This window comes from Thermomonas sp. S9 (assembly GCF_024704365.1).
Taxonomy (GTDB): domain Bacteria; phylum Pseudomonadota; class Gammaproteobacteria; order Xanthomonadales; family Xanthomonadaceae; genus Thermomonas.
In genome coordinates, this window is sequence record NZ_JAJDFY010000001.1 from 1,541,483 (window position 1) to 1,564,463 (window position 22,981).

Here is a 22,981-nt window from a genome sequence, read left to right on the forward strand (position 1 = left end):
ATCCACATCACCCCGTCCAGGATGACGGGCGAGAGGCAGCATGGCGATCGACGATCTGCTCAATGAGCACGAACAAAGCGAGCAGGTACGCTCTTGGCTCCGCAACAACGCCCTCGGCATCATCGGCGGCATCGGCCTCGGCCTGGCGGTGATCGCCGGCTGGAACTGGTGGCAGGCCCAGCGCCGGCAGGCGGACATGGGCGTCAACGCCGCCTACGCGCAGGCGGTGCAGGCGTTCGAGGACGGCAAGCTGCCGGCCGACAAGGGCCAGGGCGTCATCGCCAGCCTCGACAAGAACAACCCCGCGCTGGGCACGCTGGCCGCACTGCAGCTGGCCAAGGCGCAGCTGGATGCGGGCAGGCGCGATGACGCCATCGCCACCCTGCGCGGCGTGCGCGACGTGCCTTCGGACCTGCGTCCGATCCTGCGCGAGCGCCTGGCGCGGCTGCTGATCGATGCCGGCAAGGCCAAGGAGGCGCTGGCGCTGCTCGACGACGAGACCAACCCGGCCATGCTGGACGCGCGCGGTGACGCGCAGTTCGCGCTGGGCGACATGGCCAAGGCGCAGGAGGCCTACCGCAAGGCGCTGGTGCTGGTTGCCGTCGGCGATGCCCAGCACCGCGTGCTGGAAATGAAGCTGATCGAGGCCGGCGGTACGCCGCCGCATACCGAGGACAACACCTGATGATCCTGCGCCAGCCCCGCGCCCTGCGCTTTATCGCCTCCGCCCTCGTTGCGGTGGTCGCCCTGTCCGGCTGCAGCAGCGTCAAGAACCTGTTTGGCGGGCGCAACAAGGACAAGACCGGCGAGCCGGCCAAACTGGTCGACTTCACCCCCACCGTCGGCGTCAAGCAGTTGTGGAGCGTCAAGGTCGGCAACGGCGAGAAACATCTCGGCATCGGCCAGCATCCGGTAATCGCGGACGGCAAGGTGTACGCGGCGGCGGTCGATGGGGGGTCACCGCGCTCGACCTCGGCACCGGCCAGACCCTGTGGCACTACGACTCCAAGGCCCGTCTGAGCGGCGGCCCCGGTGCCGGCGAGGGGCTGGTGGTGGTCGGCGGCCTGAAGGGCGAAGTGATCGCGCTGGATGCCGCCGATGGCCACGAGAAGTGGACCGCCAAGGTCGGCAACGAAGTGATCGCCGCGCCCGCGATCGCCGGCGGGCTGGTGTTCGTGCATTCCAACGACGGCCGCGTCACCGCCTTCGATGCCGCCACTGGCGAGCGCCGCTGGTTCTACAGTGCCGACATGCCGTCGCTGACCGTGCGCGGCACCGGCGATCTCACCCTCGGCCCGGGCCTCGTGTTCGTACCCGGGGACAACGGCACCCTGACCGCGCTTGGCGCCAGCGACGGCAGCGAGCGCTGGCGCGTGACGGTGGCCGAGCCCGACGGCCGTAGCGAGCTGGAACGCATGGCCGACGTGGACGGCGCCGCGGTGCTGGACGGCACCGTGCTGTTCGCGACCAGCTTCAAGAACCACACCGTGGCGATCGACGGCCCGCGCGGCCAGGTCCTGTGGGACAGCGATCACGGCGGCGTGCGCGGGCTGGGCCTGAGCAACTCGGCGGTGGTCATCACCGACAAGGACGGCAACGTGGTCGGGCTGGACAAGAACACGGGCGGCAGCCTCTGGAAGCAGTCCGGTCTGCTCAACCGCAACGTGTCGGCTCCGACCGTGCAGGGCGACTACGCGGTGGTGGGAGATTACGAAGGCGTGGTCCACTGGCTGCGCCTCAACGACGGCGCCTTCGCCGCGCGCAGCAAGGTGGGCGCGGCGGTGACCGGCAAGCCGGTCGAAGCCAGCGGCACCGTGGTGGTGCAGAGCGTCGATGGCAAGCTGACCGCGTTCGCGCTGCAGCCGTGACCCGTCGCGCCGGCCCGCGCGGCTGGCCCCGTTCCGCGGCTCCGGCTACCCTGCCGGGGCCGCTGTCGCATTCGATCCCCGGATGTCCCGCCGGCATCCGTTCCTCAAGGTACGTCCCATGCTTCCCCTCGTCGCCCTCGTCGGGCGCCCCAACGTCGGCAAATCCACCCTGTTCAACGCGCTGACCCGCAGCCGCGATGCGCTGGTGCACGACGAGCCCGGCGTCACCCGCGACCGCAACTACGGCGTGTGCCGGCTGCTGGAAGGCCGGCCGTTCGTGCTGGTGGATACCGGCGGCATCGCCGGCGAGGACGAAGGGCTGGCTGGCGCCACCGCGCGCCAGTCGCGGGCGGCAGCGGAAGAGGCCGACCTGGTGCTGTTCATCGTGGACGGCCGCGAGGGGGCCTCGGCGCTGGACGACGACATCCTGCGCTGGCTGCGCAAGCTGGCCAAGCCGACCCTGCTGGTGGTCAACAAGACCGATGGCATCGACGCCCGCGCGGCGCTGGCCGAGTTCGCCCGCTACGGGCTCTCCGACGTGCTGGCGGTGTCCAGCGCGCACCGCACCGGGATCGACGTGCTGCTGGCGCGGGCGGCGGCGCTGCTGCCGGAGACCGGCAGCGCGGAGACCCTGGACGACGATCCCGGGCGCATCCGCATCGCCTTCGTCGGCCGCCCCAACGTCGGCAAGTCCACTCTGGTCAACCGCATCCTCGGCGAGGAGCGGATGATCGCCTCGGAGGTGCCCGGCACCACCCGCGATTCGATCGCGGTGGACCTCGAGCGCGATGGCCGCAAGTATCGCCTGATCGACACCGCCGGCCTGCGCCGGCGGGCGCGGGGTGGAGGAGGCGGTGGAGAAGTTCTCTGCCGTCAAGACCCTGCAGGCCATCGAGCAGTGCCAGGTCGCGGTGCTGATGCTGGATGCCAGCGAGGGCGTCACTGACCAGGACGCCACCGTGCTCGGCGCGGTGCTGGACGCCGGGCGCGCGCTGGTGATCGCGCTCAACAAGTGGGACGGCTGCAGCGATTACGAGCGCCAGCAGGCCGAGGCGCTGGCCGCGCGCAAGCTGGGCTTCGTGGACTGGGCCGAGCGCGTGCGCATTTCCGCGCTGCACGGCTCCGGCCTGCGCGAGCTGTTCCGCGCCATCCACCGCGCACACGCCTCGGCGACCCGCGCGTTCAGTACCTCCGAGGTGACCCGCGCGGTCGAAGCGGCGTATGCCGCGAATCCGCCGCCGGTGGTGCGCGGGCACGTGGCCAAGCTGCGCTTCGCCCATCCCGGAGGCGAGGTCCCGCCGACCTTCATCGTCCACGGTAATCGCCTGAAGACCCTCAGCGGGACCTACCAGCGCTATCTCGAGAACTTCTTTCGCAAGCGCTTCAAGCTGGTCGGCACCCCGATCCACTTCGTATTCCGCGAGGGCAGCAACCCGTACGAAGGCAAGAAGAACACGCTGACCGAGCGCCAGGTCGCCAGGAAACGGCGCCTGCTGCGGCACGTCAAGCGTGGCGGCTGACGCCCGGCGCGTCCGCTTCTCGCCCCAGGGTACGCTATCCAGAAGACCCGGCGGCCGCCCGCGGCGCCGCTGGCCGACCCTGCCGAGGAGTGATCGATGCCGAGCTTCGCACGGATGCGCCGCCTGCCAGTGCTGCTGCTGGGGCTGGCCCTGCTGTTCGCTTCCAGCACGGTCGCGGCTGCGCCCGCGGATGGGTGCCCCTGACCTTGCTGCGCGGCAGCAGGATCCGCAGGTGGCCACCCGCATCGCCGCGGTGGCCTGCGCGGAATCGCTGCGCTGGAACCGACCCTTCATCGATGCCGAGGGCCGGCTGGCCAGCCTGACCGCCTACGAGGCCGAGGGCCGCGGCCTGCAGGATGGCGGCGCGCCGTGGCGGCGGGTGGCGTTCTACTGGCAGGCCAGCGGCCTGTTGCCTGCGATGGCGTTCAAGCCCGGTGCCGGCGAGTGCCAGGTCGCGGTGATGCGGCTGGAGTTCCCGGGATTGGGCTGCCGCGCCTTCGTGGTGGACACCCCGTGGTCGGCGGCGTTCGTGAGCTGGGTGATGCAGCGTGCCGGGGTGCCCGGGTTCCGCGCCTCGGCCAGCCACGCCGACTATGTGCGCGCCGCGCTGCGCGATCCGGCCGCCAGCCCGTACCGGCTGCAGGCGCCGCAGGACGCGCAGCTGCAGGCCGGGGACCTGCTATGCTACGCGCGCGCCAGCCAGGTGCTGGGCCCGGCCGGGCTGCGCAAGCGGCTGGAGGCCGGCAACGGCGGCCTGCCGATGCATTGCGACGTGGTGGTCTCGCGCGAGCCGGGCCGGGTGTACCTGGTTGGCGGCAACGTGCAGCAGGCGGTGACCCTGCGCATCCTGCAGACCAATGCCGAAAGCCGCCTGTGGAACCTGCCGCAGCGCGCCGAGGGCGATTTGCCGTGTTCGCCGGACATGCCCCAGGCCTGCGACTTCAACCGCCAGGACTGGGTGGCGGCGCTGGTGCTGCGGCCGCAGGAGGAACTGGCGGGGCTGGGCGCAACGACACCGCCGGCAGCGGGCACGGAACCGCCCGTGCCACCGACCTGCTGCGTCAATTGCGTGCTGGGCAGCGGCGTCCCGCGCTGCCCGCTGCCCGGCCAGGCGCCGCCGCGACGGCTGCCGGAGGTGCCGTTGCAGGACGCCGAATAAGCGCGCACAGGCGCCGCGGGGCGCCGGCCGGTTTCAGCTGGCGGGCGCCGCCTTGCGCCGCGGTCGCGGCTTGGCGCGGGCGTCCAGCTGCACGCCCAGCACGGCATGGCAGTGGATACAGCTGAAGCTGATGCAGCGGGCCTTGCTGTCGCCACCGACCATTCCCACCATCTGCTCCACGTGGACGTGCAGCACGCGCTTGCCGCACTTCGGGCATTCCCCCTGGATCGCCATGTCGGACCTCGTTCGTCTGCTGGCTGGCCGCTGCAGCTTACCGCTGTCAACGCAGCGGCGGCGCGAAGGCGGCCGGCTGGGCGATAATGCGCACCTTCCCGCCCGCCGTGCCACCGCATGACCGCCCGCATCCTCGATGGAAAACGCATTGCCGACGAACTGCTGGAGTCGCTGAAAGTCCGGGTGCAGGCGCGGCTGGCGGCCGGCAAGCCGCGCCCCGGGCTGGCGGTGGTGCTGGTCGGCAGTGATCCGGCCAGCCAGAGCTACGTGCGCAACAAGCGGCGCGCGGCCGACAAGGTGGGCATCCAGGCGTTCGACTACGACCTGCCGGCCGGCACCACCGAGGCCGAGCTGCTGGCCTTGATCGACCAGCTCAACGCCGACCCGAAGATCCACGGCATCCTGATCCAGCTGCCGCTGCCGGGTATCCGCGACGCCAGCGCGCTGATCGAGCGCATCCGCCCCGACAAGGACGTGGATGGCTTCCACCCCGCCAACGTCGGGCACCTGGCGCTGCGCCAGTTCGGGCTGCGGCCGTGCACGCCGCGCGGCATCACCACGTTGCTGGCCTGGACCGACCGCCCGGTGCGCGGCCAGAGCGCGACCATCGTCGGCGTGTCCAACCACGTGGGCCGGCCGATGGGGCAGGAGCTGCTGATCGCCGGCTGCACCGTCACCAGCTGCCACAAGTTCACCCCGCCGGAGGTGCTCAAGCGCCACGTGGGCGAGGCCGACATCCTGGTGGTGGCGGTGGGCCGCCCGGGGCTGATCCCGGGCGAATGGGTCAAGCCGGGCGCGGTGGTGATCGATGTCGGCATCAACCGCCTCGACGACGGCCGGCTGGTGGGCGACGTCGGCTTCGAGGAGGCCGCCAGGCGCGCCAGCTGGATCACTCCGGTGCCGGGCGGGGTGGGGCCGATGACCGTGGCCACCCTGATGCAGAACACGCTGGAAGCGGCGGAGCTGGCGGATGCCGCCGCCCATCCGGGCGCATAGCGGCGGCAGCCGGCACCCGGCGGGCGTGGGGCGCGGCCAAGCCGCAGGCCATGCTGCGGGGAACGTCGATTGCCCGCCGCCCTCCCGAGGCACCGATCGGTTTTCGGGAGGCTGGAAGCAAAAAGCGCTAGAATGACGCGCTTCCCCACTTCCGCATGGGTCTGCCGATGCTCCGCATCCTGGCTGAAGCACTGACGTACGACGACGTTTCGCTCGTCCCCGCGCACTCCGCCGTCCTGCCCAAGGATGTCTCGCTGGAAACGCGCCTCACCCGCGACCTCCGCATCCGCCTTCCGCTGGCCTCCGCGGCCATGGATACCGTGAGCGAAGCGCGGCTGGCGGTGGCGATGGCGCAGCTGGGCGGCATCTCGATCCTGCACAAGAACATGAGCGTGCAGGCGCAGGCGGCGGAGGTGGCCAAGGTCAAGACCTTCGAGGCCGGCGTGATCAAGGATCCGTTCACGGTCGGGCCCGACACCACCATCGGCGAGGTCCTGCGCCTGACCCGGGCGCGCAACATCTCCGGGGTGCCGGTGGTGGACGAGCAGGGCCAGCTGGTCGGCATCGTCACCGGGCGCGACATGCGCTTCGAGAAGAAGCTCGACGACCCGGTGCGCCACATCATGACCAAGCGCGAGAAGCTGGTCACGGTGAAGGAAGGCGCCAGCGACGACGAGGTGCTGGGCCTGCTGCACAAGCACCGGATCGAGAAGGTGCTGGTGGTCAACGATGAGTTCGCGCTGCGCGGGCTGATCACCGTCAAGGACATCCAGAAGAAGTCCGACAACCCGAATGCCGCCTACGACGCCGGCGGACGCCTGCTGGTGGGCGCAGCGGTGGGCGTGGGCGGCGATACCGAACAGCGGGTCGAGGCGCTGGTCGCCGCCGGCGTGGACGTGATCGTGGTGGATACCGCGCACGGCCATGCGCAGGGCGTGCTGGGCCGTGTGGCCTGGGTCAAGAAGCACTACCCGCAGGTGCAGGTGGTGGGCGGCAACATCGTCACCGGCGATGCCGCGCTGGCGCTGATGGACGCCGGCGCGGACGCGGTGAAGGTGGGCGTCGGCCCCGGCTCGATCTGCACCACCCGCATCGTGGCCGGGGTGGGCGTACCGCAGATCACCGCGATCGATCTGGTGGCCGAGGCCCTGCAGGACCGCATCCCGCTGATCGCCGACGGCGGCATCCGCTATTCCGGCGACATCGGCAAGGCGATCGCGGCCGGCGCCTCCAGCGTGATGATCGGCGGCCTGTTCGCCGGCACCGAGGAGAGCCCCGGCGAGACCGAGCTGTTCCAGGGGCGCAGCTACAAGAGCTACCGCGGCATGGGTTCGCTCGGCGCGATGGAGAAGGGCAGCAAGGACCGTTATTTCCAGGACGCCTCGGATGCCGACAAGCTGGTGCCGGAAGGCATCGAGGGCCGGGTGCCGTATCGCGGCCCGTTGGCCGGCGTGGTGCATCAGCTGATGGGCGGCCTGCGCGCCACCATGGGGTATGTCGGCTGCGCCACCATCGAGGAGATGCGCAAGCGCCCGGTGATGGTGAAGGTCACCGGCGCCGGCCAGCGCGAGAGCCACGTCCACGACGTGCAGATCACCAAGGAACCGCCGAACTACCGCGCGGGGTGAGGCATGTCACGGAAGGGAGACGCGAGTTTCCCTTCTTTGTTTCCAAACCATGAAACCATCACGATGACCCAGTCAGCGCACGGCGACATCCATTCCGACAAGCTCCTGATCCTCGACTTCGGCGCGCAGTACACCCAGCTGATCGCCCGCCGCATCCGCGAGATCGGCGTGTACTGCGAGATCTGGGCCTGGGACCACGACCCGGCCGAGATCGCGGCGTTCGGCGCGAAGGGCATCATCCTGTCGGGCGGGCCGGAATCGACCACTCAGCCTGGCTGCCCGGCCGCGCCGCAGGCGGTGTTCGAGGCCGGCGTGCCGATCCTCGGCATCTGCTATGGCATGCAGACGCTGGCCGTGCAGCTGGGCGGCGCCACCGAGGCCGGCGATCAGCGCGAGTTCGGCCATGCCGCGCTGGAGCTCATCGCCGAGGACGCGCTGCTGTCGAAGGTGGCCACCACCGACGCGCTGCGCAACGTGTGGATGAGCCACGGCGACCACGTCGCCCGCGCGCCCGAGGGCTTCACCGTCACCGCCCGCACCGACCGCCTCGGCATCGCCGCGTTCGCCAACGACGCCAAGAAGATCTACGGCGTGCAGTTCCATCCGGAAGTCACCCATACCGCCGCCGGCGAAGCGCTGCTGCGCCGCTTCGCGGTCGATATCTGCGGCTGCGCCACGCTGTGGACGGCGGCCAACATCATCGAAGACCAGATCGCGCGCGTGCGCGCGCAGGTGGGCTCCGACGAGGTGATCCTCGGCTTGTCCGGCGGCGTGGATTCCTCGGTGGTCGCGGCGCTGCTGCACAAGGCCATTGGCGACCAGTTGACCTGCGTGTTCGTGGATACCGGCCTGCTGCGCTGGCAGGAAGGCGACGCGGTGATGGCGATGTTCGCCGAGCATATGGGCGTGAAGGTGATCCGCGTGAATGCCGCCGATCGCTACTTCGAGAAATTGAAGGGCGTGTCGGATCCAGAAGCCAAGCGCAAGATCATCGGCAACCTGTTCGTCGAGATCTTCGACGAGGAGTCCGCCAAGCTGAAGAACGCCAGGTGGCTGGCGCAGGGCACGATCTACCCGGACGTGATCGAGTCGGCCGGCAGCAAGACCGGCAAGGCCCACGTCATCAAGAGCCACCACAACGTCGCCGGCCTGCCCGAACACATGAAGCTGGGGCTGGTGGAGCCGCTGCGCGAGCTGTTCAAGGACGAGGTGCGCCGGCTGGGTGTGGCGCTCGGCCTGCCGCGCGAGATGGTGTACCGCCACCCGTTCCCCGGCCCGGGCCTGGGCGTGCGCATCCTCGGCGAAGTGAAGCCCGAGTATGCCGAGCTGCTGGCGCGCGCGGATGCCATCTTCATCGACGAACTGCGCAAGGCCGGCCTGTACGACAAGACCAGCCAGGCGTTCGCGGTGTTCCTGCCGGTGAGGTCGGTGGGCGTGGTCGGCGACGCGCGCGCCTACGAGTGGGTGATCGCGCTGCGCGCGGTGGAGACCATCGACTTCATGACCGCGCACTGGGCGCACCTGCCGTATGACTTCCTCGGTCGCGTGAGCAACCGCATCATCAACGAACTGCGCGGCGTCTCCCGCGTGGTCTACGACATTTCCGGCAAGCCCCCCGGCGACGATCGAGTGGGAATAAAAAAGAGGCTAGATGCAGGATAAGATCTCTAGCACATAGCATCTGGAGGCATCATGTCGGCTCAGTTCGATACGAAAGAGTCACGTATCGCTGTTCTCGTGGACTGCGATAATGTTCCTCCTGCAATTCTTGATCACGCCTTGCGCTTTGTAGCGCGCTTCGGTCGTGTAGTTGTTCGTCGCGGCTACGGTAATTCTGGAACCTTGTCAGGCGGGCGTTGGCAAGAGGCATTGGTGCAGCAGGCATTCACTCCTTGCCTGCAATATCAATATGTCAGTGGAAAAAATACCGCTGACATCGCTCTGGCGCTCGACGCGATGGAGCTGTTGTTTGATGATCGCGTTGATACCTTCTGCTTTGTCACCAGTGATTCAGACTTTGCCTATCTTTGTCGGAAGCTCCGCGAAAGAGGCGCAGTTGTCTGCATCGTAGGTGAGGATAAAACGCCCCCTGCACTACGTAATGCCAGCGATCATTTTTCTGAATGGCGTGCGGTAAGCAGTGAGGAAGCGGCTACTCCAGTGCTAGCGGCTGCGCCTAAGTCGACTGAGTTGCCAGCAAAAGTTGGTAAGCAGCGACCTATGTTTGTCGTTAGGGCAGTTGCTGAAATGACTGGAGATTCTGCCGAGGGTAAGGTCAATCTAAGTGCTCTAGGTAATTATCTGCGGCGCACCGATCCGGGTTTTTCTCCTGATGCTTATGGTTATTCCGGCTTGTTAGAAATGCTCCGAACTTATGATCTATTGCAGTTGACGCAGGAGCAAGGCGGGCATTGGACGGTTAGGCTTCATCTTGAAAATATCCAGCGCATGCCTGTCAATCCAATAACCGGAAAGCCAAACGCAGCCTGACTAATGAATGAGGGCGAAACTCAAGACTTGGCTTGGATGCGCCATGCGCTGGCATTGGCCGAGCGCGCCCGCGACGAGGACGACGAGATCCCGGTGGGGGCGGTCGTGGTGTCCGCCGACGGTGAGGTGCTGGGCGAGGGCTGGAACCGCAACATCGGCGAGCACGATCCCAGCGCGCATGCCGAGATCGTCGCCCTGCGCGAAGCCGGCCGCCGGCTGGGCAACCACCGCCTGCTGGGGACGACGCTGTACGTGACCCTGGAACCCTGCGCGATGTGCGCGATGGCGATGGTCCACGCGCGCATCGCCCGCGTGGTGTTCGGTGCCTTCGATCCCAAGACCGGCGCCGCCGGCAGCGTGTTCGACCTGCTCGCCGACCCGCGCCATAACCATCGCGTGGAAGTGCAGGGCGGGGTGTTGGCGGACATCGCCGGCCCCATGCTGACCGCCTATTTCCGGGCCCGGCGCGGCAAGGCCTGACGCCGTCGATCAATGGCGGCGGGCCAGTTCCTGGTCCAGTTCGAGGTCGAAGCTCTTCACCGACAGGCTGACCTCGCGCCACATCGCGACGCTGGCGGCCAGCAGGAACAGCACACCGATTACCGCCATCGTGGTCGGCAGGCCGCCCAGGCGCGAGTCGAGCAGGGCGTCCGCCGCCAGCGCGAGGCTGGTGCCGACGAAGCTGGCCAGCGCACCGTACAGCAGCCGGCAGGCGCGCAGGACGAGGTGCGCACGCAGGCGGTGACGGCGGATCTGCGCCTCGCGTTCGTGCGCGTCGGGAGCGTCGTGCTCCCAGCTGGCGATCAGTCCGCGCAGGCGATCCACCACCCGCGCCAGCCGCGCGTTGGCCGACGTCAGCAGGCCCGCGGTGGCAGTGAGGAAGAACGCAGGCGCCAGCATCGCGGAGAGGATCGCGTGGTGGCCCAGGGCGGCGGTGATGGCGGTGGATGGCTGCATGCGATGCGTCCTCGGCAAGCCGGTATCATGCCGCTACCCCAACGCGTGTGCGAGCCCATGCCTGCTGATGCCGCCCAAGACCGCCTGATCTGGATCGACCTGGAGATGACCGGCCTCGATACCGGGCGCGACGGCATTCTGGAGATCGCCACCGTCGTCACCGATGCCCAGCTCAATGTGCTGGCTGAAGGCCCGGCGCTGGCGATCGCGCATCCGCTTTCCGTCCTGGAGGCGATGGACGACTGGAACCGCAACCAGCACCAAAAGTCGGGGCTGTGGCGGCGGGTGTTGGAGGAGGGCGTGCCGCTGGCGGACGCGGAAGCGCGCACGCTGGCGTTCCTGCGCGGGTGGGTGCCGGCCAACACGTCGCCGATGTGCGGCAATTCGATCTGCCAGGACCGGCGCTTCCTGCATCGGCTGATGCCGGCGCTGGAGGCGCATTTCCACTACCGCAACCTCGACGTGAGCACGCTCAAGGAACTGGCGCGGCGCTGGTCGCCGGCGGTGCTGGCCGGCTTCCGCAAGGAATCGACCCACACCGCGCTGAGTGACGTGCACGATTCGATCGCGGAACTGCGCCATTACCGCGCCCACATGGGCGCGCTGGCGGGCCTGCCAGCCGCCTGAGCATCGCGCTTCGCGTCAGCGCGCCCCCGCTGCCGGCGGCTCGGCGTAATACAGGTGCAGATCGCGCTGCGGGAAGGGAATGTTCAAGCCGTTGGCAGCGAACTCATCGCGTATGGCCTCCACCACCTGGCTGCGGGTGTCCACATGGTCATCATTGCGGGTGAAGGCGTACAGGGTCAGGGTGATGCTGCTGTCGGCCAGCGCCATCACGCGTGCCACCGGCGGCGGATCGTCCACGATCGAAGGATGCTCCTGGGCGATCTTCAGCAGCAGCTCGCGCGCTTTTTTCAGGTCATCGCCATAGCCGACGCCCACCGGCACCTCCATGCGCCGCAGCGGCAGCAGGGAGTAATTGATGATCTGGGTGGTGGTGATCTGGCTGTTGGGCAGGATGATGACGCGGTGGTCGAAGGCGCGCAGCCAGGTCTGGAACACCCGGATCTCCTGCACGATGCCTTCCTGCCCGGCGATCACCACGTGGTCGCCGGCGCGGAACGGGCGCAGCACGATCAGCATCACCCCGGCCGCGATGTTGGACAGCGAGTCCTTGATCGCAAGACCCACCGCCAGGCCGGCGGCGCCGAGCAGGGCGAACATCGAGGTGGTCGGAATGCCCAGCGCGCTGAGCGCGGTCATGATGACCAGCACGATCATCACCGCGTAGGCGATGTTGTGCAGGAAGCCGCCGAGGGTGGCATCCACCCCGGCGCGGCCCAGCACCCGGTCCAGTCCGCGCGCCAGGCGCCTGGCCAGCCAGCGGCCCAGCAGGAAGATCAGGGCCGTCGCGAGCACGCGCAGCCCCCAGGTTTCCAGCAGGCCCAGCCAGTCGATCCCGCGCACGTCGCGCATCAGGTCGATGGCGTCGCGGTGGACCACGGCGGCGGGTTGCAGCAGGCCCACGGAGCTCAGGCCGCCTTCGCCCTGGCCAGCGCCAGCCAGGTGTCGACCACGGTGTCGGGGTTGAGCGAGACCGACTCGATGCCTTGCTCCATCAGCCACTGCGCCAGATCCGGATGGTCGCTCGGGCCCTGGCCGCAGATGCCGACGTACTTGCCCTTCGCGCGTGCAGTGCGGATCGCCATCGCCAGCAGCTTCTTCACTGCCGCATCGCGCTCGTCGAACAGGCCGGCGACGATCGCGCTGTCGCGGTCCAGGCCCAGGGTGAGCTGGGTGAGATCGTTGGAGCCGATCGAGAAGCCGTCGAAGATGTCCAGGAACTCGTCCGCCAGCAGCGCGTTGGAGGGGACCTCGCACATCATGATGACCTTCAGGCCATGCTCGCCCTGAACCAGCCCATTCTCGCGCAGGACTTCGATGACCTTGCGCCCTTCATCGAGGGTGCGCACGAACGGGATCATCACCCACACGTTGGAAAGGTCCATCGCCTCGCGTACGCGCTTGACCGCCACGCATTCCAGCGCGAACGCATCCTTGAAGCTCGGGTCGATATAGCGCGAGGCGCCGCGGAATCCGATCATCGGGTTTTCCTCGTGCGGCTCGTAGCGGCTGCCGCCGAGCAGGTTGGCGTATTCGTTGGACTTGAAGTCGGACAGGCGCACGATCACCGGCCTGGGGTACACCGAGGCGGCGATGGTGGCGATGCCTTCCTTCAGACGCTCGATGTAGAACTCCACCGGGCTGGCATAGCCGGCGATGCGCGCGTCGATCTTCGCCTTCGTCGCCGCGTCCTGGCGGTCGTATTCCAGCAGCGCCTTCGGGTGCACGCCGATGTGGCTGGCGATGATCATCTCCAGCCGCGCCAGGCCGATGCCGGCGTTCGGCAGCATGCCGAAATCGAACGCGCGCTCCGGGTTGGCCACGTTCATCATGATCTTCAGCGGCGCTTCCGGCATGTTGCCGAGGTCGGTGGTGGTGCGCTCGAAGGGCAGGGCGCCGGCATAGATGAAGCCGGTGTCGCCCTCGGCGCAACTGACGGTGACGGTCTCGCCGTCTCGGATCGTCTCCAGCGCGTGGCTGGTGCCGACGACCGCGGGGACGCCCAGCTCGCGGGCGATGATCGCGGCGTGGCAGGTGCGGCCGCCGCGATTGGTGACGATCGCGGCGCTGCGCTTCATCACCGGCTCCCAGTCGGGGTCGGTCATGTCGGCGATCAGCACGTCACCGGGCTGCACGCGGTTCATGTCGTCGAGGCTGCGCACCACGCGCGCGGTGCCGACGCCGATCTTGTGGCCGATGGCGCGGCCTTCGGCCAGTACCTGGCCGCGCTGCTGCAGGGTGTAGCGCTCGATCTGGGTGGCGTGCGCGCGCGACTTCACCGTTTCCGGGCGTGCCTGCAGGATGTAGAGCTTGCCGGTGTGGCCGTCCTTGCCCCATTCGATGTCCATCGGGCGGCCGTAGTGCTGCTCGATCACCAGCGCCTGCCGTGCCAGCGCGTGCACATCCTCGTCGCTGATGGAGAAGCGCCCGCGCAGCGCGGCCGGAGTTTCCTCGGTGCGCACGCGCTCGCCGGGCACGTCGGAATACACCATCCGCAGCTGCTTGCTGCCCAGCGCGCGGCGCAGGATCGCCGGCTTGCCAGCCTGCAGGGTCGGCTTGAACACGTAGAACTCATCCGGGTTCACCGCGCCCTGGACGACCATCTCGCCCAGGCCGTAGCTGGACGTGATGAACACCACGTCGCGGAAGCCGGATTCGGTGTCGAGGGTGAACAGCACGCCGGAGGCGCCGACATCCGAGCGCACCATCAGCTGCACGCCGGCCGAGAGGAACACATCCTCGTGCTTGAAGCCGTGGTGCACGCGGTAGGCGATCGCGCGGTCGTTGTACAGGCTGGCGAAGACTTCCTTCACCTTGCGCACCACGTCGTCCGCGCCGGTGACGTTGAGGAAGGTTTCCTGCTGCCCGGCAAAGCTGGCGTCGGGCAGATCCTCGGCGGTGGCCGAAGAGCGCACCGCCACCGCGACGTCGCTCGCGCCGGCCTCGCTGCACAGCCTGGCGTAGGCGCTGCGGATATCACTCTCCAGCTCCGGCTGCAAGGGCGCATCCACGACCCAGCGGCGGATCTCGGCCCCGGCGGCGGTCAGGGCGGGCACGTCCTCCACGTCCAGCCCGGCCAGCCGGTCATAGATGCGCGCGTGCAGGTCGTTGTGGGCGATGAAGGCCTTGAACGCGTCGGCGGTGGTGGCGAAACCGCCGGGGACCGACACCCCGAGCCCGGACAGCTCACCGATCATCTCGCCCAGCGAGGCGTTCTTGCCGCCCACCTGGGCGAGGTCGGACAGACGCAGTTCGTTCAGCCAGAGGACGTTGCGGATCGGGGCGGGGGTGCTCAAGGCAGACTCCGTGGGCGTGGGCGGCGCGGTCGCGCGGAAGTCCGTTATTTTACCCCGAGCACCTGCGAGGAATCCCGATGCACCCCGTTCGTCCCGTGTTCTATGTCTCCGACGGCACCGGCATCACCGCCGAAACCATCGGCCACAGCCTGCTGACCCAATTCAGTGGGCTGCATTTCGCGACCGACCGCCTGCCGTTCGTGGACAATGCCGACAAGGCGCGCGAGGCCGCCGACCGCATCCGCCAGGCCGGGCAGGCCACCGGGCTGCGCCCGGTGGTGGTCAGCTCGTGCGTGGACCCGGCGCTGACCGCACTGCTGGCGGAAAGCGGGGCGCTGATGCTGGACGTGTTCGCCCCGTTCATCGCGCCGCTGGAGCGCGAGCTCGGACAGACCCGCACCGCCCATATCGGGCGCGCGCATGGCATCGTGGATTTCGAGAGCTACCACCGCCGCATCAACGCCATGAACTACGCGCTGGCGCACGACGACGGCGTGCGGCTGGATTATTCCGAGGCCGACCTGATCCTGGTGGCGGTATCGCGCGCGGGCAAGACGCCCACCTGCGTGTACCTGGCCCTGCACCACGGCGTGCGTGCGGCCAATTACCCGCTGACCCCGGAGGACCTCGACGCCGAGCGCCTGCCGGCCGTGCTGCGCCAGCATCGCGCCAAGCTGTTCGGGCTCACCATCGACCCCGTGCGCCTGCACCAGATCCGCCAGGAGCGCCGCCCCAATTCGCGCTACGCGCAGCTGGACACCTGCCGCCGCGAAGTGGCGCAGGCCGAGGCGCTGCTGCGGCGCGAGGGCGTGGAGATGCTGAGCACCACCCATGCCTCGATCGAGGAGATCGCCAGCAGGGTGATGGAATCGCTGGGCATCAACCGCGAGATGTTCTGATCCGGCACGGCGCGACAGGGCGACTTTTCGAGCCTGCGCCGCGGCGCGCGCGCCGTCAATCTGCCGCCGGCCGCGGGCCGCGTGTAGGATCGGCGCATGAGCCTTGCCGTTGCCCGCCGCCCGCGCATCCCCAGCCTCAGCCGCTTCGGCTGGCTGATGGGGCTGTATGCCGAGAACCACACGCGCCTGCAGCGCCTGTTCGATGTCGGGCATCTTCCGCGCGGCGGTTATGTCTCGACGATCGGCGATGGGCTCGATCTGCGGATCGAGGTACTGGAGCAGCACGCCTACACCAGCGAACTGCGCATGAGCTACGGGCTGATCGACCCGGCCACCGGCCTGGCCGACCCGTCCGCGCCTTGCGCCTGTACCACGATGCGCGCCAGGTCGAAGCCACGCATTGCTACGCCGGGCGCCGCTGGCAGGACGTGATCGGGATGTACCCGCCGCCGCCGCGCATCCTCGACCATCGCCTGCGCATGAACACCTTCCTCGGCAAATGAGCGCAGTACCTCGCCGAGCGCGGCCACGGCATGGCCACCTTGCGCCGCTGCGAGGTAGGGGGTGGCGGGCAGCCCATGGATGCATGAGACGGCGCTGCCGGAAATTCGTTGCAAAAACCCCTTGACGGTTTTCGATTTGCCCTCCAGAATGCGCGTCTTTCCAGCCCGTGGGGCCATAGCTCAGCTGGGAGAGCGCCTGCATGGCATGCAGGAGGTCGCCGGTTCGATCCCGGCTGGCTCCACCACGTTTCGACGCGTTTTCGGTTCTGTCCCCATCGTCTAGAGGCCTAGGACATTACCCTTTCACGGTAGCGACCGGGGTTCGAATCCCCGTGGGGACGCCATCTTGTCACCGGAAACCGCAAGCCTGTAGTGGACTGACCCCGTCATCGTGTCGGGGTCGAGTTCCACCTTCTCCACCAGCGAAAGCAGCAGACCGCGTGCGTCGTCTCCGCGGTCCGCCACGATCCCGCGTAGCAGCCGTTGAACCCCCGCCTCGGTGATCGCTTCCGCGGCGCGTGTGTCGTCCAGCTCCCGGTCCAGCCGGGCAATCTCCAGCGCCAGCTCGGCGCATTTCCCTTCCAGCTCCTCGATCATCCGCAGCGCCGGTGCAGGATTCGTCATTTGCTCGGCCAGCTCCATCTGCCGGTGGATCCGCTTGCGCAGGTCCGCCTCGCTTCGCACCAGCGCCGCGCGCGCCTGCACGTCTCCGTTGCTTTCCAGAGAGCGGCGAAGTCGCGCCACCAGTTCCTTGGCCAGCGCCGGCGATGCCAGGTCGTCGTAGACCTGGCCCAGTACCGCGTCCTCGATGGCCTCTGCCTTGATGCTGCGCCGCGCGCCGCGGTGCCGGTACTCGGCGCCTTCGCTGCGCCATGCCGCGCCGGCTCGGTCCACCAGCAGGCCGGACAGCAGCGTGCGCCCCTGCGCGCGCGCGCCGGCGTTGCGCTGGCCGCCCAAGGCCTCCAGCCTGGCGAGCAACAGCTCGGCCGCGTTGTCGTCGATCATGGCCGGGTGCGTGTCTCGCTGGATGACCCACTCGCTGCGCGGGCGCCGCTTGCTCCCGCCGACGTACTGGCCGCCCTCACGTTCGGCGTTGACGTTCCAGACCGTGTGCCCGGCATAGGTGAGGGCGTTCCATTCGAGGCCGACGCGCGTTGCGGATGCGACATCGGCCAGCCCCGCCTGCTCCGCTGCCATCTTCGCCTGCATCCCGCCGGCGCGCGCCTGCAGGTAGGCGGCGACCTTCGGCGCAACCTCCGGGTCCAGCTCCAACACGGACTTGGTCACCGGCGCGCCGTCGCGGATCGCCCCGGTTGTGACCTTCTTGAGCCGGTAGCCCAGGGGCGCCCGGCCGCCCGCGCGATAGCCCTGGCGCACGTTCTCGGCCATGCCCGACAGCCCCTTCTGCTTCGACGTGAGGCTGTGCCACTCGTCCAGCGCCTGCATGATCCCGCGCAGCAGGGTGTCGGTGACCGGGTCCGACTCCGGCATGTTCTTGTAGAGCACGCTGATGCCCGCTTTGCGGCATGCGTCCTCGAAGAAGAATGCGATGTGTCTGCGCCTGGCAATGCGGCTGGTGTCGTGGACCAGCACTGCCCCCCAGCCGCGGCGCGAATCCCGGATGCCTGCCAGCAGGCGCTGGAATCCGGGGCGGTCGTCGTCCTTTCCTGATTCGACCGCGTCTGCAAACTCAGCCGCGACCGTGAGGCCGCGCGCTTTCGCCAGTTCCTTCAATGCTCGCCGCTGCGCGTCGATCGAAACGTCGCTTCGATCCTTCGAGCTGCGTAGATACAGCGCCGCGCGCTTCATTCGCCACCAATGGGATCAGGAAATCCAGAAGCAGAGCCGCGCTCGGCTCGCCATAGGTGGTCAGTTTCACTACTTTACGGGTGCCCATAAGCAACCATGGCTCCATGCTTTAGCGGCTTTTGGCCGCTGGTGCGTCTTGCTGTGTTATGCCCCGCAAGTGAAGGCGTACCCGGGAGTTGCAATGGATACGCCTCCATTTTTGGGGTCTACTAGACGTTAGGTGGTGAACGTGTAGTCGTGCATCCTCTTCATCAACGGCCCGCAGATTGATCGCAATTTGCACTCGCATTTCCTGCTCATTTGCGCCATCCAATCGAACAGAACCTCTGCTTTTGTAAGCATCAGGCTTATGAGTGCAGGCCCAAGGAAAAGGGCAATAAACAGCGGGGTCATTAGCCACCAGCGAGGGTTCCTGATCGTGTTCTTTATGTCCATGCTTCACCACCTAACAGTTCGTTCGTGCGGACGCCGGTTCGGCATCTCGCAAGGGTTAATGTTCGCGGCGGCGCCGCACAACTCAATCGTTAGGCGTCATGGCCGCAGCAATCGCTGCCTCCAAATCATCAGCCCATGCCTGATCCGCGTACTTGTGCAGTCGCATGTAATGCAATGCAGCGCTTGCCGCTTTCAGCAGTCCGGGCGCAGCGGCTATCAGCTTCGCGTCCGCATTCCGGTTTGGGTAGCACACCCGCGCAACCTCAAACCCATCGGCGTCGTAAATTAGCGCCTCGCTTCCTTCGGTGTGCTCGCTGACATGCCATGGCCCAGGTCGGTGCGCAAACTCTTTTGCCTGCGCCTCGGCCTCGGCCTGTTCTTCGGCATACTGCCCGCTGTAGTAATAATCGTCGCTCATCTCATCCTCCAAAATCGCCTAACAACCGCATCAAGCCGACTCCGCTTCGCTACGCGGCTTATGCGGAGCGTTAGACCTCATCCCAGGCAATCCGGCAGCGGCAAGCGTTGCCACTCGCGCCAGCGTCGTGCCTGTCGCCTTCGCCACCTTCGCCAAGGTTTCTATCGTTGGGTTCGTCATCGCGCCGTTCTCCAACTCCCATAGATACGCCTTCGACATGCCGTGTTCAGCGGCAAACGCACTTAGCGTCCAGCGGTTCGCCTTCCGGTATTGCCGGATATGCTGGCCCAGCGGAGGCAACGACTCAATCGGTTTCATGCGCCGTCTCGTTCAGCCCGCTTGTCCAACCAATCAGCAACTTCTGTGCAGCCGCTTGCGATGTGCCTCAAATCATCACTGGTGTAATACACCTTCCCGCACTCGCCGGTGTCCGAGTCCATCGCGTAGCCCTTAACCTGCTTATCTTTGGCGTTTACAGTCGGCCCAAAGTTGCCAAGCGCATCCATAACCGCCTTGGCATTCAAACTAATGCTGTTCATCCATTCCATTCGATAACTCCCATTGCATGAGGTCTAACGACGCGTTGCAGCCGATGCCGCTTCGCGTCACGGCTGAACTTGGGTGTTAGGTTGCTTGTTCATTCCGCAGCAAAGGTGTTCGACATAGCCAGGGCCGCAATGCGCCATGCCGTGCTTGCGTGTGCATGACGGGCAGCGCTCGCGCTCATCGCCTGCGTTCCAGTCCGTACCTGGCACCATGACCCAGCTTCCGCCTTCCTGTCCCGGAATGACGAACTTCCCGCAACAGTCACAGCGCGGCTGATACTTGGCCTGCCACCCGCGTGCTGACTGCGGTTCACTCGTCGCCATGTCATTCATCCAGTTTTCGTAACTGAAACGGTCATTCGGGTCTGCGAATTGCATGTCATTCTCCGTAGTCCGCAACCTAACCAGTCATTCAACCGGAAGCCGCTTCGCGGCTCCGGTTAATTCCACTGTTAGGCCTCACTGGAGATATCGCTCGCAGACCGTGAACGGGCCGACGCTGATGTACCAGTAGGCGCTGTCCAGCTTTGCGCACACCTCACGGCCAGCCGGCGCGGGCTTCGTGTAGCTCAGCCGCCAGCACATCGGATGGAACCAAACCTGCAACATAGTGCAGCCAACCCACCACGGCTTCGTTTTCAACAGCATGTCGTTCTCCTTACGTGAGGCCCAACAACTCATTTGAGCCGAGGCCGCATCATTGCCTCGGCGGTTCTGTTCACTCGCAGCGGCCCGGCTCAATTCGGGCGTTAGGGCGCAATCGACTCCAAGCGCAGATTCACGCGCTGCCCATCGGCCTGCGGCTCGTCGGCGCACCAGATGACCTCGGTCACCTTTCCGTATCGCTCGCCTGAAAAGCGGATCGTGTCACCAACGCGAGGGACGCCCTGATAAATGAATCCTCCGGTTCGCTTCCCGTCCAGATAGCAATGGATGATGAACATCTGATCTCCTCCGGGCGGGTGCGCCCTAACAATTCGCTCAACCCGACGCCGCTTCGCGGCGCGGCTTAATTCAGGCGTTAGATTCCTGCTTGTCTGTCACTAGCATGTAGTGCATTCCTCCGATATGCCGCAGCTTTTGCGGCGTCGGCTTGTCCCACACGCACCAGTTTCCATTCGCCAGGCGCTTCCCCTGCTGCGCCCAATGCGTCACCGCGTCCCAAAACGGCGATCCTCCTGGCGGCTGCACGTCTTTCGGGTCGCCGTGCCTATCAACCACGGACGGGCCGCAGTACGGGTGGTCTTCAAACCGCCAAGTCTTTCCCTTGCCATCAACAATCCGGCGGTCTGGTCCGCCAAAAAGCATGCAAATCGTCTGCATCTCAACCTCCTGCATCTAACTATCGCTTCCAGCCGACGGCCCTGACGGGCCTCGGCTGAAGCTGGCGTTAGCCGGCAGTCGCTTCTTCGCCGCGCAAGGCCGCGTGCAGAACGTCAACCGACTTGCCGATGAAATACTCACTTCCGTCCAGCGCACCGTGATTGACGAACCGCTTTGCTGCCGCTTCGGTCAGAGAGTGATATCCGACCGCCGCATCGCTCAACGGTTCGCCCTTCGCGTGCGCATTCGTGTACGCATGCAGCGCCCGGTAGGCGCGTCCAAGCTCGGTGCGCAGGTGTTCCAGTTCGTTTTCCACTTTCGTTCTCCTTGCCGGGTCTGCCGGCTAACAATTCGTTCAACGCGACACCGCTTCGCGGCTCTGAACTGGACATCCAGGGTGCTCGCAGGGGCGCGCGTTCTTGTTGCCGCGCTCGTCGGTTTGCACGGTGAAGCCAAAGCCAAGGCAGGACGGGCAGGGGGGGCGGGCGCAGGATCTTGGGGCTTGGTGTGGTGCTCGCGCGCGATCAGTCGATCCTTGATCTGGCGATACCGTTTCCCGCGCGAGCGATTCTTCTTGCCGACGTGTTTCCCTGGAGTGCTCATGGCCTGCTCCCGTTGGCCTGCCGCCGGGATCCAGCGGCAGGCCAGTCGAGTGGTGGACGGATTACGGATTGAACGCGCCGATGGACAGGTCGGCAGCGCCGTCCAGCTCGTTGAGCAGGAGGGCCTTGAACTCGCGGGTGATGTCCTCCTGCACCGCTTCCAGCGACAGGATGCGCAGCGTCAGGCGCGGCTCGTCGTGGTTGGTGAGGATCGCCACGCGCAGCTCGAAGGTGCGCGCACGCAGGCCATGGAACGGCTCGCACTCGAACAGGAGCTTGTGCGGCATGCTCTCGGTGAGCTTGGCCTCGACCTCCTCGAGCGTGGACTTGGACGCCGCGAAATGGCCGTCGGCGTGGCCGCTCTGCTTGGTGCTCTTGATGTCCAGCTTGGAGATTGCGGCGACCGCGCGCGGCAGGGTGATCGGCGTGTCGTCGTCGGCGAGCGCCACCACGTTGGCCTGCCAATCCTCGATCCAGTCGGTGAGCTGGCGCTGCGTCAGGGCTCGTCCCTGGATATGCAGCAGCGCGGCGTAGGCGGCGGTCTTTTCCAGCGCCAGCGAGGCGGTCCAGTCGGCATGCCCGACCGCTCCGTCGTCGTTGTACAGGTTGAAATATACGGTCGCCGCGGGGTCATCGGGCGAAATGAAGCCCTGCGGCTTCACCTTGGCGCTGTTGCGCTTGACGTAGGCGACGAAGTCGGCCAGCGCGCTGGTGGTGAATGCGCCGCGGAAGCGCCGCCGGCCGTCGCGGTAGCGTTCCAAGTCGATCAGGCTGTAGTCCTTCGGCAATGCGACCAGGTCATCGCCAACTGTGTTGAGGGCTTCGCTGAACGCGCCGGCACGCTGGGCGCCGATGTCGAGCAGCTCCTTGATGCTTTCCTTTTCCATGGTGGTTCCTTGCTGGTGTTGGGGGGAGGTGGATCAGCGCGAGCTGCCGAACGGCAGGCCGCCCTGCTCCGTTTCGGGCAGCAGGGTCAAGCGCCCGCGCTGGCCGACGTGCATGGGGGTCTCGGTGGTGGCGGTCTCGGACTTCTTGCCGCGCTTGGTCGGGTAGGTGAAGGAGACGGTGTGCGCGACCGCGACCTGGTTGCTTTCGCCGATGCGGCTCAGGTCGAAGTCGATGGTGACCTTGGCCTTCTTGCCCTTGTCGCCGTGGACGCAGATGTTCAGCGCCGCGTCGGTCAGAGCCTGCTCGATCTGGCTGAGGAACACGCCGGCCTGCAGGTCGGGGAGGATTTCCAGCAGGTTGGTGGTCTGCTTGGTGATGGACGTGACGCCGTTGGGCTTGTTGGTGCTTTCGTTCACTGGGTATCTCCTTGGGTGGTGGTTGGCGGCGCGACGTGCCGCCAGAGCGGCTTGAGGGAGCAGTTCGAGGAGGCGGCCGCGCCGGCGCCTGCTTTCTCGATGCGGTGCTTGACGGACGCGCGCTTGGTCACGGCGCCCCAGGCGCGTGCGTCGGGTGGTGGTGGGAGCCCGACGGACTCGGCCCAGGCGCGGGCCTCCTCGATCAGGAACGCCTTGGGGTAGCTGCGCGCGGCGTAGGCCATCAGCAGGCCCAACGCCTGGCCGCTCCATTCGCTTTCGGCCTTGTTCGCGCGGTCCACGCTGCGCTGCATGCCCAGATCGCGGGCGGCGATGGCAGCGTCGAAGTCGATGGCAATCTGGGTGCTCATGGG

At 67.0% G+C, this 22,981-nt stretch carries 25 protein-coding genes, 2 tRNA genes and 4 pseudogenes; 15 read left to right on the top strand and 16 right to left on the bottom strand.

From position 1 onward, the window contains the following. Positions 1-40: 40 nt before the first annotated feature. The 4 genes and pseudogenes from LJB71_RS07595 (at position 41) to LJB71_RS07610 (ending at position 4,547) form a co-directional block, all read left to right on the top strand. Positions 41-685, top strand: a complete 645-nt coding sequence (locus LJB71_RS07595) for a tetratricopeptide repeat protein (RefSeq protein ID WP_259303705.1) — start codon at positions 41-43, stop codon at positions 683-685. Further along, a pseudogene (gene bamB / locus LJB71_RS07600) lies at positions 685-1,868 on the top strand (outer membrane protein assembly factor BamB). The gene LJB71_RS07595 and the pseudogene bamB overlap by 1 nt, the downstream one beginning before the upstream one ends. A gap of 118 nt (positions 1,869-1,986) precedes the next feature. After that, a pseudogene (gene der / locus LJB71_RS07605) lies at positions 1,987-3,388 on the top strand (ribosome biogenesis GTPase Der). 232 nt (positions 3,389-3,620) lie between these two features. Then, positions 3,621-4,547, top strand: a complete 927-nt coding sequence (locus LJB71_RS07610) for a DUF2272 domain-containing protein (RefSeq protein WP_259303706.1) — start codon at positions 3,621-3,623, stop codon at positions 4,545-4,547. A gap of 33 nt (positions 4,548-4,580) precedes the next feature. Here the strand turns inward: LJB71_RS07610 and LJB71_RS07615 are convergent, their stop codons facing one another. After that, the gene (locus LJB71_RS07615) at positions 4,581-4,781 is read right to left on the bottom strand and encodes a hypothetical protein (protein WP_259303707.1); all 201 of its coding nucleotides are present in this window, start codon (positions 4,779-4,781) and stop codon (positions 4,581-4,583) included. Positions 4,782-4,898: 117 nt separating this feature from the next. On the opposite strand from LJB71_RS07615, the gene folD reads away from it, so the two are divergent. From folD to tadA, 5 genes and pseudogenes are all read left to right on the top strand, one after another. Next, the gene (folD, locus tag LJB71_RS07620) at positions 4,899-5,777 is read left to right on the top strand and encodes a bifunctional methylenetetrahydrofolate dehydrogenase/methenyltetrahydrofolate cyclohydrolase FolD (protein WP_259303708.1); all 879 of its coding nucleotides are present in this window, start codon (positions 4,899-4,901) and stop codon (positions 5,775-5,777) included. Between the two features lie 167 nt (positions 5,778-5,944). After that, entirely contained in the window at positions 5,945-7,405 is a 1,461-nt protein-coding gene (gene guaB / locus LJB71_RS07625) for an IMP dehydrogenase (protein ID WP_259303709.1), read from the top strand. Between the two features lie 63 nt (positions 7,406-7,468). Next, positions 7,469-9,044 (top strand): annotated as a pseudogene (gene guaA / locus LJB71_RS07630) (glutamine-hydrolyzing GMP synthase). A gap of 53 nt (positions 9,045-9,097) precedes the next feature. Beyond that, positions 9,098-9,895, top strand: a complete 798-nt coding sequence (locus tag LJB71_RS07635; RefSeq protein ID WP_259303710.1) for an NYN domain-containing protein — start codon at positions 9,098-9,100, stop codon at positions 9,893-9,895. Positions 9,896-9,898: 3 nt separating this feature from the next. After that, complete coding sequence (gene tadA, locus LJB71_RS07640) at positions 9,899-10,375, top strand: tRNA adenosine(34) deaminase TadA (protein ID WP_259303711.1); 477 nt, start codon at positions 9,899-9,901, stop codon at positions 10,373-10,375. Positions 10,376-10,384: 9 nt separating this feature from the next. On the opposite strand, the gene LJB71_RS07645 is transcribed toward tadA, so the two are convergent. Beyond that, positions 10,385-10,852: a DUF2721 domain-containing protein gene (locus tag LJB71_RS07645; protein WP_259303712.1), complete on the bottom strand. Its 468-nt coding sequence runs from the start codon at positions 10,850-10,852 to the stop codon at positions 10,385-10,387. A 57-nt stretch (positions 10,853-10,909) separates the two neighbouring features. On the opposite strand from LJB71_RS07645, the gene orn reads away from it, so the two are divergent. Then, on the top strand, positions 10,910-11,479 hold the full coding sequence (orn, locus tag LJB71_RS07650) for an oligoribonuclease (RefSeq protein WP_259303713.1): 570 nt from the start codon (positions 10,910-10,912) through the stop codon (positions 11,477-11,479). A gap of 15 nt (positions 11,480-11,494) precedes the next feature. Here orn and LJB71_RS07655 read toward each other — a convergent pair whose 3' ends face one another. After that, positions 11,495-12,379 carry a mechanosensitive ion channel domain-containing protein gene (locus LJB71_RS07655; RefSeq protein ID WP_259303714.1) on the bottom strand — a complete coding sequence of 295 codons (885 nt, stop codon included), beginning with the start codon at positions 12,377-12,379 and terminating at the stop codon, positions 11,495-11,497. Between the two features lie 5 nt (positions 12,380-12,384). After that, positions 12,385-14,754, bottom strand: coding sequence for a phosphoenolpyruvate synthase (gene ppsA / locus LJB71_RS07660; protein ID WP_259304765.1), 2,370 nt, complete (start codon positions 14,752-14,754; stop codon positions 12,385-12,387). Positions 14,755-14,849: 95 nt separating this feature from the next. Between ppsA and LJB71_RS07665 the strand changes: the two genes are divergently transcribed. The 5 genes and pseudogenes from LJB71_RS07665 (at position 14,850) to LJB71_RS07685 (ending at position 17,845) form a co-directional block, all read left to right on the top strand. Then, positions 14,850-15,671: a pyruvate, water dikinase regulatory protein gene (locus tag LJB71_RS07665; protein ID WP_259303715.1), complete on the top strand. Its 822-nt coding sequence runs from the start codon at positions 14,850-14,852 to the stop codon at positions 15,669-15,671. Positions 15,672-15,767: 96 nt separating this feature from the next. After that, positions 15,768-16,171 (top strand): annotated as a pseudogene (locus tag LJB71_RS07670) (DUF1249 domain-containing protein); the annotation flags it as partial. 172 nt (positions 16,172-16,343) lie between these two features. Further along, a tRNA-Ala gene (locus LJB71_RS07675) sits at positions 16,344-16,419 on the top strand. Between the two features lie 23 nt (positions 16,420-16,442). Next, a tRNA-Glu gene (locus LJB71_RS07680) sits at positions 16,443-16,518 on the top strand. Between the two features lie 139 nt (positions 16,519-16,657). After that, positions 16,658-17,845 carry a hypothetical protein gene (locus tag LJB71_RS07685; RefSeq protein WP_259303716.1) on the top strand — a complete coding sequence of 396 codons (1,188 nt, stop codon included), beginning with the start codon at positions 16,658-16,660 and terminating at the stop codon, positions 17,843-17,845. 19 nt (positions 17,846-17,864) lie between these two features. Here LJB71_RS07685 and LJB71_RS07690 read toward each other — a convergent pair whose 3' ends face one another. The 12 genes from LJB71_RS07690 to LJB71_RS07745 all read right to left on the bottom strand — a co-directional run bounded on the left by LJB71_RS07690 (position 17,865) and on the right by LJB71_RS07745 (position 22,978). After that, positions 17,865-18,053, bottom strand: coding sequence for a hypothetical protein (locus LJB71_RS07690; protein WP_259303717.1), 189 nt, complete (start codon positions 18,051-18,053; stop codon positions 17,865-17,867). A gap of 447 nt (positions 18,054-18,500) precedes the next feature. After that, positions 18,501-18,836 (bottom strand): hypothetical protein, encoded by a 336-nt coding sequence (locus LJB71_RS07695; protein ID WP_259303718.1) that lies wholly within the window; start codon positions 18,834-18,836, stop codon positions 18,501-18,503. Between the two features lie 30 nt (positions 18,837-18,866). Further along, positions 18,867-19,154 (bottom strand): helix-turn-helix transcriptional regulator, encoded by a 288-nt coding sequence (locus tag LJB71_RS07700; protein WP_259303719.1) that lies wholly within the window; start codon positions 19,152-19,154, stop codon positions 18,867-18,869. After that, the gene (locus tag LJB71_RS07705; protein ID WP_259303720.1) at positions 19,151-19,375 is read right to left on the bottom strand and encodes a hypothetical protein; all 225 of its coding nucleotides are present in this window, start codon (positions 19,373-19,375) and stop codon (positions 19,151-19,153) included. Before LJB71_RS07705 ends, LJB71_RS07700 begins: the two co-directional genes overlap by 4 nt. Positions 19,376-19,441: 66 nt before the next feature. After that, entirely contained in the window at positions 19,442-19,759 is a 318-nt protein-coding gene (locus LJB71_RS07710; protein ID WP_259303721.1) for a hypothetical protein, read from the bottom strand. 81 nt (positions 19,760-19,840) lie between these two features. Continuing rightward, the gene (locus LJB71_RS07715) at positions 19,841-20,029 is read right to left on the bottom strand and encodes a hypothetical protein (protein ID WP_259303722.1); all 189 of its coding nucleotides are present in this window, start codon (positions 20,027-20,029) and stop codon (positions 19,841-19,843) included. 101 nt (positions 20,030-20,130) lie between these two features. Next, positions 20,131-20,325 (bottom strand): hypothetical protein, encoded by a 195-nt coding sequence (locus LJB71_RS07720; RefSeq protein ID WP_259303723.1) that lies wholly within the window; start codon positions 20,323-20,325, stop codon positions 20,131-20,133. A 70-nt stretch (positions 20,326-20,395) separates the two neighbouring features. Then, positions 20,396-20,704: a hypothetical protein gene (locus LJB71_RS07725; RefSeq protein ID WP_259303724.1), complete on the bottom strand. Its 309-nt coding sequence runs from the start codon at positions 20,702-20,704 to the stop codon at positions 20,396-20,398. A 67-nt stretch (positions 20,705-20,771) separates the two neighbouring features. Continuing rightward, the gene (locus LJB71_RS07730; RefSeq protein ID WP_259303725.1) at positions 20,772-21,020 is read right to left on the bottom strand and encodes a hypothetical protein; all 249 of its coding nucleotides are present in this window, start codon (positions 21,018-21,020) and stop codon (positions 20,772-20,774) included. A gap of 348 nt (positions 21,021-21,368) precedes the next feature. Further along, on the bottom strand, positions 21,369-22,193 hold the full coding sequence (locus LJB71_RS07735; RefSeq protein WP_259303726.1) for a YfdQ family protein: 825 nt from the start codon (positions 22,191-22,193) through the stop codon (positions 21,369-21,371). Positions 22,194-22,226: 33 nt separating this feature from the next. After that, complete coding sequence (locus LJB71_RS07740) at positions 22,227-22,610, bottom strand: hypothetical protein (protein WP_259303727.1); 384 nt, start codon at positions 22,608-22,610, stop codon at positions 22,227-22,229. After that, positions 22,607-22,978: a hypothetical protein gene (locus LJB71_RS07745; protein WP_259303728.1), complete on the bottom strand. Its 372-nt coding sequence runs from the start codon at positions 22,976-22,978 to the stop codon at positions 22,607-22,609. Before LJB71_RS07745 ends, LJB71_RS07740 begins: the two co-directional genes overlap by 4 nt. Between the last annotated feature and the right edge of the window lie 3 nt (positions 22,979-22,981).

Coding starts and splice junctions, on each gene's coding strand:
- LJB71_RS07595 (WP_259303705.1), top strand. CDS start 41: ATGGCGATCGACGATCTGCTCAATGAGCACGAACAAAGCGAGCAGGTA.
- LJB71_RS07615 (WP_259303707.1), bottom strand. CDS start 4,781: ATGGCGATCCAGGGGGAATGCCCGAAGTGCGGCAAGCGCGTGCTGCAC.
- folD (WP_259303708.1), top strand. CDS start 4,899: ATGACCGCCCGCATCCTCGATGGAAAACGCATTGCCGACGAACTGCTG.
- guaB (WP_259303709.1), top strand. CDS start 5,945: ATGCTCCGCATCCTGGCTGAAGCACTGACGTACGACGACGTTTCGCTC.
- LJB71_RS07635 (WP_259303710.1), top strand. CDS start 9,098: ATGTCGGCTCAGTTCGATACGAAAGAGTCACGTATCGCTGTTCTCGTG.
- tadA (WP_259303711.1), top strand. CDS start 9,899: ATGAATGAGGGCGAAACTCAAGACTTGGCTTGGATGCGCCATGCGCTG.
- LJB71_RS07645 (WP_259303712.1), bottom strand. CDS start 10,852: ATGCAGCCATCCACCGCCATCACCGCCGCCCTGGGCCACCACGCGATC.
- orn (WP_259303713.1), top strand. CDS start 10,910: ATGCCTGCTGATGCCGCCCAAGACCGCCTGATCTGGATCGACCTGGAG.
- LJB71_RS07665 (WP_259303715.1), top strand. CDS start 14,850: ATGCACCCCGTTCGTCCCGTGTTCTATGTCTCCGACGGCACCGGCATC.
- LJB71_RS07695 (WP_259303718.1), bottom strand. CDS start 18,836: ATGAGCGACGATTATTACTACAGCGGGCAGTATGCCGAAGAACAGGCC.
- LJB71_RS07700 (WP_259303719.1), bottom strand. CDS start 19,154: ATGAAACCGATTGAGTCGTTGCCTCCGCTGGGCCAGCATATCCGGCAA.
- LJB71_RS07705 (WP_259303720.1), bottom strand. CDS start 19,375: ATGAACAGCATTAGTTTGAATGCCAAGGCGGTTATGGATGCGCTTGGC.
- LJB71_RS07710 (WP_259303721.1), bottom strand. CDS start 19,759: ATGCAATTCGCAGACCCGAATGACCGTTTCAGTTACGAAAACTGGATG.
- LJB71_RS07715 (WP_259303722.1), bottom strand. CDS start 20,029: ATGCTGTTGAAAACGAAGCCGTGGTGGGTTGGCTGCACTATGTTGCAG.
- LJB71_RS07720 (WP_259303723.1), bottom strand. CDS start 20,325: ATGTTCATCATCCATTGCTATCTGGACGGGAAGCGAACCGGAGGATTC.
- LJB71_RS07725 (WP_259303724.1), bottom strand. CDS start 20,704: ATGCAGACGATTTGCATGCTTTTTGGCGGACCAGACCGCCGGATTGTT.
- LJB71_RS07735 (WP_259303726.1), bottom strand. CDS start 22,193: ATGGAAAAGGAAAGCATCAAGGAGCTGCTCGACATCGGCGCCCAGCGT.
- LJB71_RS07745 (WP_259303728.1), bottom strand. CDS start 22,978: ATGAGCACCCAGATTGCCATCGACTTCGACGCTGCCATCGCCGCCCGC.